Source organism: Flavobacterium pisciphilum (assembly GCF_020905345.1).
GTDB lineage: Bacteria > Bacteroidota > Bacteroidia > Flavobacteriales > Flavobacteriaceae > Flavobacterium > Flavobacterium pisciphilum.
This window is the reverse complement of the sequence record NZ_JAJJMO010000001.1, coordinates 5,414,494-5,433,195: the sequence shown is the minus strand read 5'-3', so window position 1 is coordinate 5,433,195 and position 18,702 is coordinate 5,414,494. Positions and strand designations below refer to the sequence as shown.

Sequence of the window (18,702 nt, the reverse complement as noted above, 5' to 3'; positions counted from 1 at the left end):
TTTACAGTTGCCTTTAACCAAATAAAATCATTAAAAAATTAATCTTTGACGCATCGAATACTTCCTCCATGACCATAACCCGATGTCGTTTTTAATACATCCGAATTATAATTTATTATAACCCATGTATGATTCGTATTATAATACATATAATAAAATTGTGTATGAGAAGAAAAACCTGTAATAGCTCCCCTAAAATTAAAAGACCCTGCTGGAAGTGCATTAAATCCAGAATTATTACTGTCATTAGGAGCATAACCACCCCAGTTGTAAGCTGTATTATTGCCAGCTGCTTTATAACTATTATCATTTGCCCTCATCTTTTTACTAGGACTTACTAAAAAACCAAACAGTGCGGTCCACTCTGCTTGTTTAGGTAAATGCCAACCGGCTGGACAGGGAAGAATAGTAAGCTGTTCCGATCCGTATAATAAACCAAATTTAGAAGCAAAATCCTTGCGCGATTCTGTTATCTTAGTATTATTTACTTCATATGTTACGGTACCTGTATTAAGAGCTCCGTTTGTATTGGTAACAGCAATAGCACCATTACCAGGATTAAGATATACAGTACCCAAACTTTGTCCATTTTTATTAACAGTTGAACGTAAGTTCTGCGTCATCCAGCAGGCATCTCCAAAACGCTTTGCGGTGTACCTATTGCCTTCATAATCTATAACACCAGAACAACATTCACAGTCTTTAATTGTAATTTCTAGTTTTGATTTACTCTCAATAGCACCCGTTTTAAAAAGAGCTACTATAGTAACCTTTACCGGATTGTCATTGTCTCTCCCTATTACAGAAGAAGAGGTCAACAAACTTTCTTTGTATTTTATTTTAACTGTATAGGTTGCCCCATTTACTAAAGAAGCTGGAATATCATTTTGTACTTCATACTTTTCTATTGCTTTTTCAGGATCATTAATTACAAAGGTTAAATCGGTATTTTTTGCACCAGTACTCGTAAATGTATAGGTGTACCATTTGCTAAAGTCGGCTTTATTAGCCGTTCTAAGAGCTAGCAAACCACATTTGGTATTGTCATTTGAAGCCGCAATATCAAAACAATTTTCTCCAGCCATAGTACCACTACCTTCCGGAAGCGCTTCTTCGTTAAGAACTGTAATTGTTCCTGCTGATTTTTCTACGGCTATATTGCTACAGTTATTCACCACGCAGCTATAGGTACCACTATTAGTAGCTTTTAGATCATTAACTGTATAGATAGAAGAAGTCGCTCCTGAAATCGAATTCCCATTCAATTTCCACTGATACGTAATAGGCGCTGTAGCAGTATTTGATCCTTCGGCTAGTACCGACATAGTCACAGAATTACCAGCAAGAATTGTTCCATCAGAGCTCATGCCAATCTTCTTAATCGCAACAGGAACACAACTAGTTTCAACTGTTACTTCTTGAATCAATTCGTTACTGATACCGCAATCATTTTCGGCTATCAATCCAACCTTTACTATAGCAGCTGTACTTGGAAATTGGATACGAACGGTATTGGTACCCTGTCCGTTTTCTATACTAGCGCCATTATCTGCTGTCCAAGTATAGGTTTTTGGATTAAAAGTATCTGATACTTGAAATATTTTTGTCTGATTGAGTTCGGCTTTATCATGTACTGACTTCCATGTTACATTAGGAAAATCAGATAAACCTACTAAAACAGCAGTTGATAGCGGGCTAATACAGCCGCTTTGATTAATGGCTTCTACTTGATACGATCCAATTTTAGAAACTGATAGGGTTTGTTCTGTTTGCCCTTTCAAAAGTTCTCCTTCTTTGTACCATTGAAAAGTATAAGGACCTCCTCCTGATAAAGAGGCTGCTAATTGCGCGTTTGAACTTCCACAAATAAGTGGAGGGCTTGCGCTAATAACAGGAGTCGCTGGTGCGTTGCCTTGAAGTGTTTTTGTTTCAGTAAACTCTGATGAACACAGCACTCCTGTGTTATCCGAAACAATGCAAGACAGTGCAAAATCATTACCAGTAGATGGAGCAGTTATAGTAAGTTCTTTGCCTTCGCCCAGGTACTCTGATCCGTTATACCACTTCACTGTAACCGCAGTTGTATAATCTCCCGCTGGGTTACTTAATTCTAATTTTAATCGTCCGTTGCTACAAAAAATATTCGATTGTGCTAACGGTTTTCCATTAATCGAGATTATCGGTTTTTTTAATGGATTACTCGATGGGTCTATCCTAATACTAATTTCCTTGCTAGGCAAAGAGCTACAGCTGTTGTCTTCAATGACAACAAACCAATCGCCTTCATCAATCGCTTTAAGCGTAATACTATTGCCTGTTTTATTGGTTCTTTTACCGTCTTTGTACCAAGCAATGACACTACTTTTAGGAACGTTATAAGCTGTAAGCAGCACCTCTCCTGCAGCACCACAGATTATTCCATTATTACTTGCTGATAAAACAATAGGATTACTAGGTGATGTACCTGAACTTAAAGTAATAATGACATCGTCTGAAACACTGTTTGGGGACAATTTATCACAACCAACAGCGCCAACATATACTTTATACGTACCCGCCTCAGTAGCTCTAAAATGAGTTCCTTCGCCCTGTATTATGTTATTTACCGTCCAAATATAATTTGCGTCGGCTTTGGCATTGGTTACTTCCATATAAACTGCTCCACCACTACACAAATTCCCACCGTTGCTTACTGCTATTGCTGGTTTTGCTACTGTAACATTACATAAATCGGTATTCCCTTCTTGTGTAAATAAAAATTCTTTGTACTCTGCCGTACAGTTATTCATTATTCGTACAATAGCGGTACGCGCAATGGCCGTAGGATTAGAAGACATATTTATAGTAAAGGCTCCTGTATTGTTGTTGGTAACATCAATCGTAGTAAATTCACTCCCCGTAAGTACAATATACGTATACGGTATTTTTCCTGTACAAGGGGGCGCTTCTACAGGAGTAAACGGACCTATTTTCCCTCCATCAGAAGGAAAAGAAGGTTGGGTAGGATCGTTAGGTGTAAAACTAATATCGGCATTACCTGTACATAAACTCACCCATCTAGAGACATTCCAATACTCCATACACTTGGTATCGAGATTGTAAATGGTAAGCCCTTTTGCTTTCCTATCATTAACAAAAGCTTGAGTAGTAAGATTGTCTCTTTCTATTGTAGTCAATTGTGGCATTCGTATGCCTCCTTTAATTGTTGCTGTAGACAATTCTAATAAAGAATAGCTCATTGGTTCGCTAAGTTCTCCTATAACTGTTTGTCCAGAACCAAAAACTGGCAGCAACAACAATAGGATGACTAAAAATCTCATTCTAATTTCCATAAAATAAATACTGTTTTAAATTATTAACTTAAAAAAAGTTTGAATGCAGGTTTCCAATAGTTGTATTGAAAACACTCCTAAAAACTAAAATTGGGTTTGGGTTTTCTATTTCCTTTTTTAATTAATGGGGATATAAATTAGGAGTAGCAATTACCTCTGCTTGTAAAAGATATTCTTTGAAGATTTTTTTTCTTCGGAACCTATAAATGGGGGAAATAAGGTTCATACAGAGCAAAATCGGATGCAACTAAAAAACTTTTGTCTTTTGTTTTTTGCATCAGCCTCTATAATAAATGACACGCTATTTTGGTAATCACAATCCGACTAAGGATGCAATTGATAAAATAACGTTTGAAGTATCTCTTAACAGGAGGGCAAAACTAGAGTATTCACTTATTCTGCATCTGCCACTTAAAGCCACAAAATTGGTACGAGAAGCTATTTTTGATTGAGTAGTTCAAAATTATCAGCTCATGAGAACTGATTTTAGCCTTTTAAAATTATTCATAAAAAAACTCCCAATCATAGTAATGATTAGGAGTTGCTATATTATAAGGCATTTATGGCGCTATAAAAACAATTTATGTTCGGACCGTATTGGGCAAAACCCCAAAGTAATTTTTATAAATAGAAGAAAAATAAGTTGTTTTTTTATAGCCCAATGCATAAGACAAATCACTAACTGATTTAAAATCTCCATTTTCTAATAATTCTTTGGCTAATTCTAACTTCTCAATTTTAAAAAATAAAGCAGGACTTTTTCCATATATATTTTTATACAGATTTGAAAATTTAGAAACCGACATGTTCGCAATTTCTGCTAAGATTGTTACTCCAGGGAAAGGCATTAAAAGATCTGATAATAAAAAATCTTGGCTTTTCATAACCTCCTCGACGTCTTTTTCGAGTAACGATTTCACATTAAAACTATTATCCGTTAGCCTTTCAAAAAAATAAGCCAATAAATTATAGGTAGCGTTTTTTAAACGGAACTCATAATTAAAACCAGCCATGTTTTGCTTTTTCAGGTCATGAAGTACTAGTTTACTCCTGCTATCAATGTGTCCATAAAAAAACATTTTCTGTCTGTTGCTTTTAAAAAAAGCGGTAAGACTCTTTTCTAATCCCTCTTTTTCAAAAAAGCTTTTAATAATTTTTTTACTTATCAATAATCGAAACGAGTAACTTTTGTTCCCCACCTCTGATACGTAAGAGCTTGTAGTCTTATTATCTATAATTCCAAAACTCAGTTTTGATTTATAACCTATTTTATGTTTTACATCATTAACCTCGTGTCTATTAAATCGTTCACTTAAATCATAATATATAATCCAAAAATCTTCATCGGTTTTCATTCTCGTAAACCGGATTTTTTTCTTCATAGTAACATCTATAACCACTACCGCTATATCTGGAGAAATATCCATAAAATAGGCAGCGCCATCAACAACATCTTGAGGAAAATTCAGTAAATGATCTGTAATCATAGTACAGCCAAATTCATCAATAAATTTTTGCTGCCATTTAGAAGTCAGAGAATAAATATGGTCAAATTCTAGTATTGTTTTATCCATATGACTTATAATAAATTTTGATATTCTTTTGGAGAAACTCCATATCGTTTACTAAACCCTTTTGACAAATAAGAAGCACTAGAATAATTTAACTTCTCTGCTATTTCTCCAACCGTATATTGTTTTGTTTCTAAGAGTTGTTTTGCTTTTTCTAATTTACTATTATAAAAATAGGCCGCAGGTGACAGTCCCAAAATTTTAGTAAACTTCTTTTTATAGTTGGCTATAGACATTAAGGCTTCATTAGCCAAAGAATCAATTCCAGGAAAAATGCCTTCGTTGTTCTTTTGTAAAAACCTTTGGGAGGCAATTATTCTTTTAACATCCTCACTAACGACTTTGCCAATGATTATTTTTTTTGTCTTTAGCTGTTCTAGGTAATTTTCTAATAACCTATATACAAGAGCCTTAAATTTCAATTCGTAGAATGGAGTATCGGGTGAAATTTTTCTGAAATTGTCTATAAAAACCAAGCTTTCATGTGGTATTCTATCTAAGTTGATTATCATATTTTTTTCAGTATCAAAAAAAATATTATCTGTAAATCCATAAATCTTATTCATGTATTCTCTTAAAGCCGTTTTTTTAATGATGATATAAATAATATAGCTTTGCATTTGTTTTTCATCGATTTGGTGATCCAAGTTTAAAGCACCATCTAACATCATGAAATTGTAATCTAGTTTTCCAAATTGTATGGCACTTCCTTCAAAAATTAAATTAACATCAAAATCAAACAGATAAAAACAGAGCGCTACAAAACTAGCATCTGTATTGTTTGTATGTTTTAATAATACTTCCTCTTTAAAAGTAGTATCAACCAACAATCCGATAATATCTTCTTCTATTTCTGAGATTAAATGCATCCCTTTATAGAGATCATTATCCCCCTTTATCCTATTGCCATCAATTACGCCTCCCATAGCATTTGCTATCACTTCAACCCAATTTGGGTTGCTATCAAAATCATACTCCACTACTTTCATAACAAATAAATATACTTTAAATATAATTAAAAATAAAAAAAACATCCTAAACACAATTAAATGTTTAGGATGTTCTCTCAATTTACAAGTACATTTGTATTTACAAAAAGCACAATTTATATATAAAAATCAGTGGCATATAAAGCTAAAAAACTGCTGTAAAAACTACTGTTTGTTTATTTATTCTATAAGGCAACTTTTTTCAAAAACAAAAAAGAATGCAAGCTTTAATTTTTTAATATTGATAATTGCGTTACATAAGCCGCCAAACTCATACCTGCCCCATAACAATTACCAGACTGTCCTCGCCCTAAACGAGGAATCCAGTTCACACTTTTTGTGAGTTTTGTAGTATATGTAACTGTTCCTCCATGACTTGCTTTTTCACCTTCTATATGTGAAGCTGTTGTATGTATACGACGCCTTGCTGCATTAGTAGGGAAATCAATAAAATAAGATGAAATTGTACAACCAACAGCATTATGAAGTCCTTCATAGGCAAAAGTAACAGTATAAGTCCCTGGCTGAAATGTAATCGTATTTGTAGCTTGATTAAAAGAAATACTATTTGTAATATTATTTACAACTTGACTCATAGGTATTTCATTAGTCACACCATCTTTAGCACTACTCAAAAAATCTTTTTGGTCTTTTTCTAACTGAAACACTGCAGGACGAGGTATTCCTAAACCGTCTATTACATTGCTTACAGATGCATTCATATTGTCTTGATCTACCATTAAGCTCCATTTACTGCCATTCCAAAACTCAATAACTTCTTTATCTGCATTATAAATAACAAGTCCTTTTGCCCCTGTATCACTAACAAAAGCTGGTGTGGTAAGATTATCTCTTTCTACGCTGGTTAATTGTGGCATTCGTACGCCCCCTTTAATCGTTTTTGTAGACAATTCTAATAAGGAATAATTAGCGGGAGCTGCAACTGATCCTATAACTGTTTGCCCCAAAGCAATTGCTGGTGATAACAACAATAAGCTGATTAAAATTGTAATTGTACTTTTCATAAATAATTTTTTTTTAAAATTAGTTAACTTAAAAAGTCCGAACAGTAGCAATAACAGCTATTCTTTAAAAAACTTGTTTTTCCTCTGTTCAAAGTCTATTTAAATTAAGCAGGCAAAGCTAGATATAGATTCTTCCTACAACAACTAATTAAATCCATAAAATTTATACAAGAAGCCATATTATGGTTTTAAAAATTTCTCATAAAAAAACTCCCAAATCATTACTGTGATTTGGGAGTTTTTTTTATACTTATAAGACACTCATTTACTGCCTAATAAAAAATTATTTTTAGATGGGATTAGGAAAAACACCAAAGTGCTTTTTATAAATAGAAGAGAAATAGGCTGTTTTGCTATAACCCAATGCATCAGACAAATCAGCAATTGATTTGAAATCTCCATTTTCTAATAATTCTTTGGCCAATTCTAATTTTTCAATTCTAAAAAATAAAGCAGGACTTTTTCCATATATATTTTTATACACATTTGAAAATTTAGAAACCGACATATTGGCAATCTCTGCTAAGGTTAGTATTCCGGGAAAAGGCAGTAGAAGATCTGATAATAAAAAATCTTGGCTTTTCATAACTGCCTCGACATCTTTTTCGAGTAACGATTTCATATTAGCACCTTGATTTACTAATCTTTCAAAGAAATAAGTCAATATCTTATAAGAAGCATTTTTTAAAAGAAACTCATAATTAAAATCCTCCATACGCTGTTGCTTCAGCTCATAAAGCACTAGTTTGCTCCTACTATCAATATGCCCATAAAAAAACATTTTTTGTATGTTATTTTTTAAGAAAGCGTTTAGTCTCTTTTCTAGTACCTCTTTTTCAAAAAAACTTTTAATCATTTTTTTACTAATCAATAACCGAAACAAATAACTTCTGTTACCAATCTCAGGTACGTAGGAACTTCTAATTTGATTGTCTACAATTCCAAAACTCAATTTGGATTTATAACCAATTTTATGTTTTACACCATTAACCACATGTTTGTTAAAACGATCGCTTAAATCATAATATATAATCCAAAAATCCTCATCGGTTTGTATTCGTGTAAATCGGATTTTTTCCTTTAATGTCGCATCAAAAACAACTACAGCCATATCTGGGGAAATTTCCATAAAATAGGCTGCACCATCAGCAACTTCTTTAGGGAAACTCATTATTCTGTCACTAATCATAGTACAGCCAAACTCATCAATATAGTTTTGTTGCCATGTAGAAGTCAAAGAATAAAAATGCTCAAATTCTTTAAGAATTTCATCCATAGTTATTATAGTAAATTTTGATATTCTTTTGGAGAAACTCCATATCGTTTGCTAAACCCTTTTGAAAAATAAGAAACGTTAGAGAATTTTAACTTCTCAGCTATTTCTCCAACTGTATATTGCTTTGTTTCTAAGAGTTCTTTTGCTTTTTCTAGTTTGTTATTATAAAAATATACCGCAGGAGATAATCCTAAGATTTTGGTAAACATTTTTTTGTATTTAGATGCAGACATTAACGCCTCACTAGCCAAAAAATCAATTCCAGGGAAAACACCTTCATCACTATTTTGCAAAAATTTTTGAGAGACAATTATTCTTTTTATATCATCATTAACTACTTTGCCAATAATCATTTTTTTTGTCTTTACCTGCTCTAAATAATTATCTAATAATTTATAGACAAGAGCTTTAAAATTCATTTCATAAAATGGGTTTTCTCGTGGTGTTTTTCTAAAATCTTTTATTAAATCTAAACTTTCATGGGGCATTCTGTCCAGATTGATAATTGTATTTTTTTTAGTGTCAAGAAAAACATCATCTGTAAATTTATGAACTTTTTTCAAGTAGTCTTTAATAGCATTCTTTTTTATAATAATACAAATAATATAAGCCTTAGTTCCTTTTTTATTAACCTGATGGGCTACTCTTAAAGTTCCATCTATCATCAAAAAATTATAATCTAGTTCCCCAAATTGTACTGAGCTTCCATCAAAAATAAAATCAACATTGGACTCGAATAGGTAAAAACATAAGCATACAAAACTAGTATCCATATCGTTTTTAGATTTTACTAACATGGTCTCTTTATAAGTTATGTCTGCCAGTATTATCGTAACTCCTTCTTCTATCTCAGAGACTAAATGTATTCCTTTATATAGATCATTATCTGCCTTTAAAGTATTGCCTTCAATTACGCCCCCCATAGCATTTGCTACTACGTCAAGCCAGTTGGAATTTGTATCAAAATCATAGTTCACCACTTTCATAACAAATAATTAGGCGCTAAATATACCAAAAATAAAAAAAACACCCTAAACACTTTCAAATGTTTAAGATGTTTACACAAATTAAAAAACTATTCAAACTACTGACTACAAGTTATTTAAAACCTATTTTTCTAATCGAAATATTTATAAATATCCTCTCCTTCTTGCAAGAAAAGACGCTTTCGCAAGCGATTTTTTCTATTCTGTATTGCCTTTGCAGTTACAAAGGTGTAATCTGCAATTTCTTTGGTCGAGAATTTAAGTTTAAGGTAAAAACATATCTTTTGTTCTGTAATAGTCAAATCGGGTTGTACTGCTATTAACTTTAAATAAAAAACGGGATACAACTCTTTGAACACAACCATAAACAAGGGGTCGTTCTTTTTAGCCATTTCTATTACCTCATCATAAGACGTAGTTACTTTCTGCTTTAAGGACACAATTTGAGTCGCTTTTTGCTCTATTTCTTTCTTCTTTTGTTTCGCCTCTAATTTTAGTTTGTTTTTATAACAAAACTGCCAGTAGGAACACACCAACAAACTGATTATAAGTACTCCTGCCCCAATTAGCAAAATGATACTTTTATTCATTAATACTGCCTTATCTGCCTCGGCTTTAGAAACAACATAATTAGTTCCATCAATCATGCTTCTCTGTTCAGCCATTTGAGTGCTATCTTTATAAACCAGCTCTAAGTTCTGATAATTAATCACTTCTTGATTAGAACCTTTTTGCTCAGCTATCTTTTTATATAATGCATAATTCCCTGCCAAAACATAATAGATTCTTTGGCGTTTTGCCAATACGGTAGAACTATCTAAATAAACAATGGCATTTGCATAATCATGTTTTCTATAATATACTTCGGCTAAATTACTTAGTATTATTTCGGAACAACTGAGGTTCTTTTTCTGATAATCAAGTAAAGCCTTTTTAAAATAATATTCAGCTAAATCAAATTTGCTAGAAGACATATACGTATCTCCAATATTCACCAAAGCAATGTTAGGAACTCCTTTAACCTTACTAAAATAATAGGCTGCTTTTTTATGTAGTTCTATAAATTCTTCTTCAGTAGGTTTATTTTTAAGACCACCCGAAAAACAAGCTTTAAAGCTATATAATCTGCCTAAAAAATAGGGTTTTGAATCTCCTTGCAAACAATTAACCCTTGTCAAACATTCATCTAATTGAGCTATTGCTAATGTGTTGAGATGCATTCGCCCATGTTGCACTGCAATGGCTAAGTCGGCATAAAGCAAAAGAGAATCATTCTTGATTTCTTGTGCAATTTCTTTAGATTCTTCTAAATAATTCAATGCCTCATTATAATCACGAAGTTTTCCTTTGCAGTTTCCCATGTTTAGCAAAGCAAAACAACGACCTAAGGGATAATTCTCTTTTAATGCAATATGATATATATTTTTTGAAACTTTATACCCTTCATTTGGGGAGTTTTTTAAATACTTTTTTACAGCATTTAAAGTGCTATCCATTTCCTTTACAGTCAAATTTTTTCTTTGACTATAGCTGCTCCATAACCCAAAAACAATAAAAAAGATAGTGAAATATAACCGTAAATATTTGACTAATAAAAACCTATTCTGGGACATCTTGTTTATTCATTTATTCTGTTTTTACTATGCATTACTGCTATTCTTGCTTTGTTTACTCGACAAATCGTATTAAAAAAAATCACTAGTGAGCTTACACAAACAATAACTATAGATTTACAACTAAGAAACTATTGTGCTTTTGCAAGTTATTGTTGTTATAATTTTTGTGTCAATCGATGAGTTACTGGTCTAAAAAACCGTTATTCATTGTGACAAATTATGGCTGAGATAGTGATTTTAGGCTAAGATTTTCGTGTTTATGGTACATTCGTTATTCTCGATTTGGCGGCTTATAAAATTTCTAAAACTTTCGTTTTATTAGAGAGCAAAAGTAGCTTCAATAAAATTATAAATTCGTAAACCTCTGAACGACTGTTTTGTAGATCTTGTACTACACGTTTTTGAAAGTTTTATACTATAAAACAATACACGTTATTTAAGTAGTTTTTTAATCCTATGCCTCATCAAAAAAGCAATACAACTTATTAAATTTCAACTATTTATATATCTATTCGTTTTGTAAAAAAGAACAGCCCGAAGGCTGTTTCTCTAGTACATTTTATACTACCTAACCAACTATCCATTAGCAATAAATAGTTGGTATGTAGTATCCCTTTTATTAAATTAAATCAAAACGATCAAGATTCATAACTTTAGTCCAAGCTGCAACAAAATCAGTTACAAATTGTTTTTGAGCATCTGCACTAGCATAAACTTCGGCTAAAGCTCTAAGTTCTGAATTAGAACCAAATACAAGATCAGCACGTGAGCCTGTCCATTTTACCTTTCCTGTTATGCGGTCATATCCAATATATTCTTCTTTTTCTTCTGAAACTGCTTTCCAAACAGTACCAAGGTCAAGTAAGTTTACAAAAAAGTCATTGGTAAGTACTTCTGGGCGTTCTGTAAGCACCCCTTTTTTAGATCCGTCAAAATTAGAATCTAATGCACGTAACCCTCCTACAAGTACCGTTAACTCTGGTGCAGTAAGCGTTAATAATTGTGCTTTATCTATCAATAAAGCCTCTGTTGCAACAGTATATTTGTTCTTTTTATAGTTTCTAAAACCATCGGCTATAGGCTCTAAGAACCCAAACGATTCAACATCTGTTTGCTCTTGCGAAGCATCTGCACGACCTACAGAAAATGGAACATTAATTTCGTTTCCAGCAGCCTTAGCCGCTTTTTCTACTCCTACACCACCTGCTAATACTATAATATCGGCAAGAGAAACTTTTTTGTTATTAGATTGTGCCGAGTTAAATTCTGATTGAATGCTTTCTAGTACATCTAATACTTTTTGCAATCTTACAGGATTATTAACCTGCCAGTCTTTTTGAGGTGCTAGTCTGATACGAGCCCCATTTGCTCCACCACGTTTGTCTGAACCACGAAATGTTGATGCCGAAGCCCATGCAGTAGAAACCAGTTCGGATACGTTTAATCCTGATGCTGCTATTTTTTCTTTAAGTGAAGCAATATCATTTTCATTTATCACTTCATGATTAACACTCGGAATTGGGTCTTGCCAAAGTAATTCTTCCGAAGGCACATCTGCTCCAAGATATAAAGCGCGTGGTCCCATATCACGGTGAGTTAATTTAAACCATGCTCTAGCAAATGCATCAGCAAATTGATCTGGATTTTCTAGAAAACGTCGTGATATTTTTTCATATTCAGGGTCCAATCGCAATGATAAATCGGTAGTTAACATCGTTGGAAGATGCTTTTTTGAACTATCGTAAGCATCTGGGATAAAAGCTTCTGCATTTTTAGCCACCCATTGATGTGCACCTGCAGGGCTTTTAGAAAGTTCCCATTCGAAACCAAAAAGATTTTCGAAAAAGTTATTACTCCATTGCGTTGGTGTTTTAGTCCAAATTACTTCTAAACCACTCGAAATTGTGTCTGCTCCTTTTCCTGTACCAAAACTATTGTTCCATCCTAAACCTTGCATCTCTAAATCCTCCGCTTCCGGATCATTCCCTACTAAATCTGCTGAAGCAGCACCGTGAGTTTTCCCAAAAGTGTGACCTCCTGCAATAAGCGCAACTGTTTCTTCATCATTCATTGCCATACGTCCAAAAGTATCACGGATATCTTTGGCAGCTGCGATTGGATCAGGAGTTCCGTTTGGTCCTTCTGGATTAACATAGATTAATCCCATTTGAACAGCAGCAAGTGGTTTTTCTAAATCACGTGTATCTTTAGCATGCGCATATCTTTCGTCACCTCCAAGCCATGTTTTTTCTGATCCCCAGTACACATCTTGCTCTGGCTCCCATACATCAGTACGACCTCCTGCAAAACCAAAGGTTTTAAAACCCATAGATTCTAATGCAACGTTTCCTGTAAGAATCATTAAATCTGCCCATGAAATTTTTCTTCCATACTTTTGTTTGATAGGCCAAAGCAATCTTCTTGCTTTATCAAGATTCACATTGTCTGGCCAGCTGTTAAGCGGAGCAAAACGTTGTTGCCCAGCTCCTGCACCTCCACGTCCATCACCTACTCTATAAGTACCAGCACTATGCCATGCCATACGGATAAACAAACCACCATAATGTCCAAAATCTGCAGGCCACCAATCTTGTGAATCGGTCATCAGAAAATGAAGGTCTTTTTTTAGTGCTTCTATATCAAGGCTCTTAAATTCTTCTGCATAATTGAAATCGTCCCCCATTGGGTTTGATAAAGAGGAATGCTGGCGTAGTATATTAACTCTTAGTTGGTTTGGCCACCAATCTTGATTTTTAGTACCACCATTTGTAATTGCTTGCTGTTGGCTTGCATTATGAAATGGGCATTTACTGATGTCGTTTGAATTGTTTTCCATTTTTTTTAATGAATTTATTATTAATAATTACATTTTTCAGAACATTAAGTGTAACCCGTAAATCAAAGAATGCAAGTACTTGATGGAACATATTCTTAAAATATGAAATTACAACTACTTTTTCGTAACACTCAGTAAACAAGTTCTTTGCAAATTTACAAAACTTGTATATTTAAATCAAACTGGTATTTTCTATGATAATATAGTTAAAAACTAACAGTCATATGAACAACCTCAAAATGAGACATTACTACCCTAGCTTGCGTAGCATTTATGCATAAATAAAAATTTGTTTTCCAAATTCCTTTTTTAAAAATCTAGAAAAACCATCTTGATTATCATATACTAATATCCGCTTTGATTCCATTATTTATTGTTTAAACAGTGCATTTATTTCTTGCTGTATTCTTCTACAACTTGATCATTACCATTTTTATATTTTATAGATAAGCTGCTGTTATCCAATTTGATGATTTTATATGCCAATGTATCTACTGATTGCTGACGGTTTCCAATGCTTTTTGCTACAAGAAATAATTCATCATTATCCATCCACCATTTTTCATATAACAGTGTTGCCATATTAATCGATTGGGCTGTTCCGTTTTCTAGCAAACTAAATCCTTGCACTTCTTTGCTGTTAATTGGGTTGGGCTGTACCCAATCACCTACAAGTTGCTCTTTTGAAAAATGACTTGATTCAACCATTTTTGTAGGCTCATTGCTGTTTTCCTGAATTTGTTTGTCTTCCATTTTTTTACATGCTGTCATTAGTGCCATTAGAGAAATAGCTACTACAATTTTTCCATTGTGTTTCATACTCGTTTTTTTAATTTGTTATTATACGTTATTTAAATTAGTAAGAAAATCAGAGCGTCCAAATGCCTATTATCCCATTTGGAGTAAATTTTACTTGAATCAAAAATAATTTCTTTGCCTAAAATATCGTGTAGAATAATCCTGCATGAATTATGGATTAATATCTACAAAATGTAGCTTTTTATTAGAATTGATAAATACAAAACGAAAGAGATAAATATAAAAAAAAATCAAAAAAGTTATGCGTTTAGAGGATAACTTTTTTGATTTTGAAGTAGGTTGTATTACTGTTTTACAGGAATAATAGACATGTTTTTCTTTAGTAACATGGTATCTGGGATAGTCCCAAGAATTGATTTTTTTAAAGCTTCTATCAGTCTCTTTTTTACAAAAAGATTGTAATATACCAATCCGATTTCTCTAACAGGATATGGAGATACAAAACGGCTGGTTTTGCTTTTTTGCTCTTTATTTAAAGCCAATACGGTTAATTCTGGAAGGATTGTCGTTCCCATATTCAAATCTACCATTTGCTTGAGGGTTTCGATGCTACCCGACTGATAATCTATTTTTAAATCCGAAGTACCTTTAATTCGCAATTCACATAAGTTTACAATCTGATTTCGAAGACAATGCCCTTCTTCAAGCAATAATAATTTATTGGCATCTATGTCCTCAGGAACAATGTATTTTTTCTTAGCTGAAGCCGAATTTAAATCACCATAATGATAGAATTCTTCATAAAATAGGGTTTCCTCTTTTAAATCTTTATCTAACAATGGAATCGCTAATATGGCAACATCTATTGTACCATCCTTTAACCTCTCCTGAATTTTTTCGGTTGTTAACTCATTAATGACCAACTTAACTTCTTTATAGTCTGCCATGAAATCTTTTATAAAAAGCGGTAATAAATAGGGAGCCAGTGAAGGAATGATTCCTATTCGAAGATCTCCTTTTACCTCTCCTGTTTCTTCGCTTATTATTTCTTTTATTCTATTGGTTTCCTGCAGTGCGATCTTTGCCTGTTCGATTATTTTTACACCAATATCAGTAGGCCTAACGGGTTGCTTGCTCCTATCAAATAAAATAACATTTAGCTCTTCTTCAAGCTTTTTAATCATTCCGCTTAAAGTTGCTTGCGTAATAAAACAAGCTTCGGAAGCTTTTAAGAAATGACGGTGTTTGTCTAATGAAACGATGTATTCTAATTGCTGTATATTCAAAATATTAGATTTGGTCTATATTATATTTAATTCTGTTAGTTTTTGCATATATGTATGCAAATATACCGTTGTCTTTTAAAAAATGAAACTTTATAGGATATATTAATTCTATAAATCTATTGATTAACACTATTTTATCATCAAATCAATTGAATAAGTAATCAACAATTGCGCCCTAACTGGCTTCTTGAAGTTTAGGAAATAAATGATTTGCTAAACTAGTTCTCGGCATCTGAATACTGAAAATAGAGTTTTATCAGTTTTGCCAGATTGTCTATTTCTAACTTTTCAAAAATTCTAAATTTATAAGTACTTATGGTGTTTGACTTAATCTTTAGGGTTCTCATTATTTCTAAATTCCCATATCCATCTACTAATAAGCGGGCTACTTCAAGTTCTCTATTTGATAAAAGGTCTAATGGATTAACTGGCTTTTTTAAAATACAGGAATCTAAAATTTTGTTTTTTAAACTAGTTGTAATATACTTCCCTGTAAAAAGCATTGTATTTATGGCGTGTTTTATTTCATCTTCACAGCATTCTTTGCTCAGAAATCCCGATGCTCCTGCTTTTAAATATCGTATTGCATACGAATCTTCATCACAGATTGAGAAGATTAAAATTTTTGCATTTGGTTGAATTGATTTTATCTCTTTTAAAATATTCAGGCTACTCCCTTCTGGAAAATTTACATCTAGAATTAATAAATCAATTTTAGTTTCTCTAAGGGTTTTAATGATATCGCTAAACTTTTTTGTTTGATAAACTTCTGCATTTAAGAATGACTCTTTAATAATTAGAGAAAGACCATGCCGAACTACACAGTGACGATCTGCAATCAGAAAGGAATAATTATTTGATTGTTTCATTTTAAGCGTTTTACTATATTCATTTATTAGGGGCAAAAAAGGGGACTATTGCAGAGAATAGGGATTCGATTTGTATCTGATTTAAGAAGAAGGGAATTGGCGTAAGAACCAAAAACTGTTGCTCAAAACCACCTTATCCCTTCTTATTATTTATGCCATTTTTATTGAAAATCTTTCCGCTTTAATGGCATTTTTTTCTTTGATATTGTCTTGATTAATCAATAGAAATAACTACAAACTCACTACGTCTATTGGCTTGATGTTCTTGCTCAGTACATTTTACACCATCAGAACAATGGTTCACCAATTGCGATTCACCATATCCTTTTCCAGTTAGTCTATCCGAAGAAATTCCGTTTTTCACTAACCAAGCTATTGTAGATTTGGCTCTTCTGTCTGATAAAGCCTCGTTGTATTTAAATGTTGCACGGCTGTCTGTATGTGAGCGAACATCGATTTTCATCTTTGGATATTGTTGCATTACTGCAAGTATTTTTTCTAACTCAAAGGCTGCCTCTTTACGAATAAATGATTTATCTAAATCAAAATAGATAATTGGTATATTGAACGTTTTGGCTAAATCAGTTCCTACTTCTATAGATTTAACTCGTTGCTCCAACTCTAAGGATAACTCTGTTTTTCCAGTAATGTTTCTTATTGTAATTTTTTCTTCTTTGGTTTCATACTTCTCTTTTTCTGCTCGCAAAGAATATGTTTTTCCACACGCTACATCAAACTCGTATTTTCCATTAAAGTTGGTTGTTACTGTAGCAATTAATTCCAATTGGTCGTTGAACAAACTCACCTTTGAATTGGCAAGAATAGCACCCGTTTCTTGATCAGTGACAGTTCCAGATAACAATTGTTCGCAAGTAAGTTTGCGTCTTTCTAAGAAACGATAAATATCATCGTAGCCTTTTCCTCCCGCTCTATTTGAGCTAAAAAATCCATTTCTGTTTTTGCTATCGATTAAAAATGCAAAATCATCTTGTGAACTGTTTATCGGTGCACCCACATTTTGTACTTCGCCAAATTTGTCATATCTCATCTTTGATACAAACACATCTAAACCTCCAAGCCCAGGATGTCCGTCGCTAGCAAAATAGAGTTCGTTATCACCAGATACAAACGGAAAGGTTTCTCTTCCCTCGGTATTAATCGTTTTCCCTAAATTCATAGGAACACCATAACTGCCATCGCTATTGATTGCTACACTAAACAAATCTGATTGTCCTAATGTTCCGGGCATATCTGAGGCAAAATACAACGTTTTCTCATCAAGACTTAATGCTGGATGGGCAACGCTATAATCATTGCTATTAAATGGTAATTCGATTACATTACCCCAGTCCTTTTCAGTTAAAGTTGCTTTGTATAATTTCAATAAGGTTACCTGTTTGCTGTCTTTTCCTTTTTTATGATCCAAATAATTGTTTCGGGTAAAGTACATTGTTTGACCATCTTTGGTAAATATTGGCGTAGACTCATGGAACTTTGAATTGATTGTTTTGCTGAAGAGTTCTGGTTTTCCCATTTCTCCCCCAGCTTTTATTTCAGAAGTATATAAATCCGTAAAGTATTGATTGGTCCATTTAAACACTTTTTTAGAAACTCCTCCAGTATCTCTGGCTGAAGCAAAAACTAATTTGTTGTCTAAAAAAGAACTTCCATAATCAGAATATGCTGAATTAATACTAGCATCGGCTATATCAAAACGACCCGAATTGGCTTTGATTATTTCTAGATAATTTTTATTATTATCGTATAATTTAGCTCTTAAATCATTTCCCGATTTGGTCTTAAATTCTTCCAACATCTTGTCTGCTTTAGCATAATTACCAACAGACTTTAATGCTTGAGAATAACGATAATAGTATTCAGGTTCTTGGTTTTGGTTCATGGTAAAAAGTGCACTATACCATTTTTCAGCCTGAGACAATTCGGCATTAAAATAATAAGCGTTACCCAGCTTCTGGAACATCTTTTCGTCTTTGTACCCTTTCTCGGCTATGCGCTCATAGGTAGCAATAGCATCCACGTAGGCATATCTTTCATACTTCTTGTTGGCAGCATCTATTCCTGCCTTTTGTCCATAGCTTTGTAAAGCTAGAATACTAAAAATAGTGCTATAAAGGAGAGTTTTTATTTTCATAATAG

The 18,702-nt window shown here is 33.0% G+C and carries 12 protein-coding genes; all 12 read right to left on the bottom strand.

The features are described 5' to 3' along the window. Positions 1-38: 38 nt before the first annotated feature. Positions 39-3,332, bottom strand: coding sequence for an FISUMP domain-containing protein (locus tag LNQ49_RS23105; RefSeq protein WP_229991293.1), 3,294 nt, complete (start codon positions 3,330-3,332; stop codon positions 39-41). 581 nt (positions 3,333-3,913) lie between these two features. Next, on the bottom strand, positions 3,914-4,906 hold the full coding sequence (locus LNQ49_RS23100) for a helix-turn-helix domain-containing protein (RefSeq protein ID WP_229991292.1): 993 nt from the start codon (positions 4,904-4,906) through the stop codon (positions 3,914-3,916). Between the two features lie 5 nt (positions 4,907-4,911). Then, a complete protein-coding gene (locus LNQ49_RS23095; protein ID WP_229991291.1) occupies positions 4,912-5,892 on the bottom strand; it encodes a helix-turn-helix transcriptional regulator in 981 nt (326 codons plus the stop codon). A 227-nt stretch (positions 5,893-6,119) separates the two neighbouring features. Continuing rightward, positions 6,120-6,917 carry a hypothetical protein gene (locus LNQ49_RS23090; protein WP_229991290.1) on the bottom strand — a complete coding sequence of 266 codons (798 nt, stop codon included), beginning with the start codon at positions 6,915-6,917 and terminating at the stop codon, positions 6,120-6,122. A gap of 289 nt (positions 6,918-7,206) precedes the next feature. Beyond that, positions 7,207-8,193 carry a helix-turn-helix domain-containing protein gene (locus LNQ49_RS23085; RefSeq protein WP_229991289.1) on the bottom strand — a complete coding sequence of 329 codons (987 nt, stop codon included), beginning with the start codon at positions 8,191-8,193 and terminating at the stop codon, positions 7,207-7,209. 5 nt (positions 8,194-8,198) lie between these two features. After that, positions 8,199-9,179: a helix-turn-helix transcriptional regulator gene (locus LNQ49_RS23080; RefSeq protein WP_229991288.1), complete on the bottom strand. Its 981-nt coding sequence runs from the start codon at positions 9,177-9,179 to the stop codon at positions 8,199-8,201. A 131-nt stretch (positions 9,180-9,310) separates the two neighbouring features. Next, positions 9,311-10,675, bottom strand: coding sequence for a tetratricopeptide repeat protein (locus LNQ49_RS23075; RefSeq protein WP_229991287.1), 1,365 nt, complete (start codon positions 10,673-10,675; stop codon positions 9,311-9,313). A 739-nt stretch (positions 10,676-11,414) separates the two neighbouring features. Continuing rightward, on the bottom strand, positions 11,415-13,631 hold the full coding sequence (gene katG / locus LNQ49_RS23070; protein WP_229991286.1) for a catalase/peroxidase HPI: 2,217 nt from the start codon (positions 13,629-13,631) through the stop codon (positions 11,415-11,417). A 390-nt stretch (positions 13,632-14,021) separates the two neighbouring features. Next, the gene (locus LNQ49_RS23065; RefSeq protein WP_229991285.1) at positions 14,022-14,450 is read right to left on the bottom strand and encodes a lipocalin-like domain-containing protein; all 429 of its coding nucleotides are present in this window, start codon (positions 14,448-14,450) and stop codon (positions 14,022-14,024) included. Positions 14,451-14,734: 284 nt separating this feature from the next. Continuing rightward, on the bottom strand, positions 14,735-15,676 hold the full coding sequence (locus LNQ49_RS23060; RefSeq protein ID WP_229991284.1) for a hydrogen peroxide-inducible genes activator: 942 nt from the start codon (positions 15,674-15,676) through the stop codon (positions 14,735-14,737). Positions 15,677-15,894: 218 nt separating this feature from the next. Further along, positions 15,895-16,545, bottom strand: a complete 651-nt coding sequence (locus LNQ49_RS23055; RefSeq protein ID WP_229991283.1) for a response regulator transcription factor — start codon at positions 16,543-16,545, stop codon at positions 15,895-15,897. Between the two features lie 214 nt (positions 16,546-16,759). After that, positions 16,760-18,697 carry an OmpA family protein gene (locus LNQ49_RS23050; RefSeq protein ID WP_229991282.1) on the bottom strand — a complete coding sequence of 646 codons (1,938 nt, stop codon included), beginning with the start codon at positions 18,695-18,697 and terminating at the stop codon, positions 16,760-16,762. Positions 18,698-18,702: the final 5 nt, after the last annotated feature.

Bases quoted from the DNA above. Each gene is read 5' to 3' on its own strand.
- LNQ49_RS23105 (WP_229991293.1), bottom strand. From the start codon at position 3,332: ATGGAAATTAGAATGAGATTTTTAGTCATCCTATTGTTGTTGCTGCCA.
- LNQ49_RS23100 (WP_229991292.1), bottom strand. From the start codon at position 4,906: ATGGATAAAACAATACTAGAATTTGACCATATTTATTCTCTGACTTCT.
- LNQ49_RS23095 (WP_229991291.1), bottom strand. From the start codon at position 5,892: ATGAAAGTAGTGGAGTATGATTTTGATAGCAACCCAAATTGGGTTGAA.
- LNQ49_RS23090 (WP_229991290.1), bottom strand. From the start codon at position 6,917: ATGAAAAGTACAATTACAATTTTAATCAGCTTATTGTTGTTATCACCA.
- LNQ49_RS23085 (WP_229991289.1), bottom strand. From the start codon at position 8,193: ATGGATGAAATTCTTAAAGAATTTGAGCATTTTTATTCTTTGACTTCT.
- LNQ49_RS23080 (WP_229991288.1), bottom strand. From the start codon at position 9,179: ATGAAAGTGGTGAACTATGATTTTGATACAAATTCCAACTGGCTTGAC.
- LNQ49_RS23075 (WP_229991287.1), bottom strand. From the start codon at position 10,675: ATGGATAGCACTTTAAATGCTGTAAAAAAGTATTTAAAAAACTCCCCA.
- katG (WP_229991286.1), bottom strand. From the start codon at position 13,631: ATGGAAAACAATTCAAACGACATCAGTAAATGCCCATTTCATAATGCA.
- LNQ49_RS23065 (WP_229991285.1), bottom strand. From the start codon at position 14,450: ATGAAACACAATGGAAAAATTGTAGTAGCTATTTCTCTAATGGCACTA.
- LNQ49_RS23055 (WP_229991283.1), bottom strand. From the start codon at position 16,545: ATGAAACAATCAAATAATTATTCCTTTCTGATTGCAGATCGTCACTGT.
- LNQ49_RS23050 (WP_229991282.1), bottom strand. From the start codon at position 18,697: ATGAAAATAAAAACTCTCCTTTATAGCACTATTTTTAGTATTCTAGCT.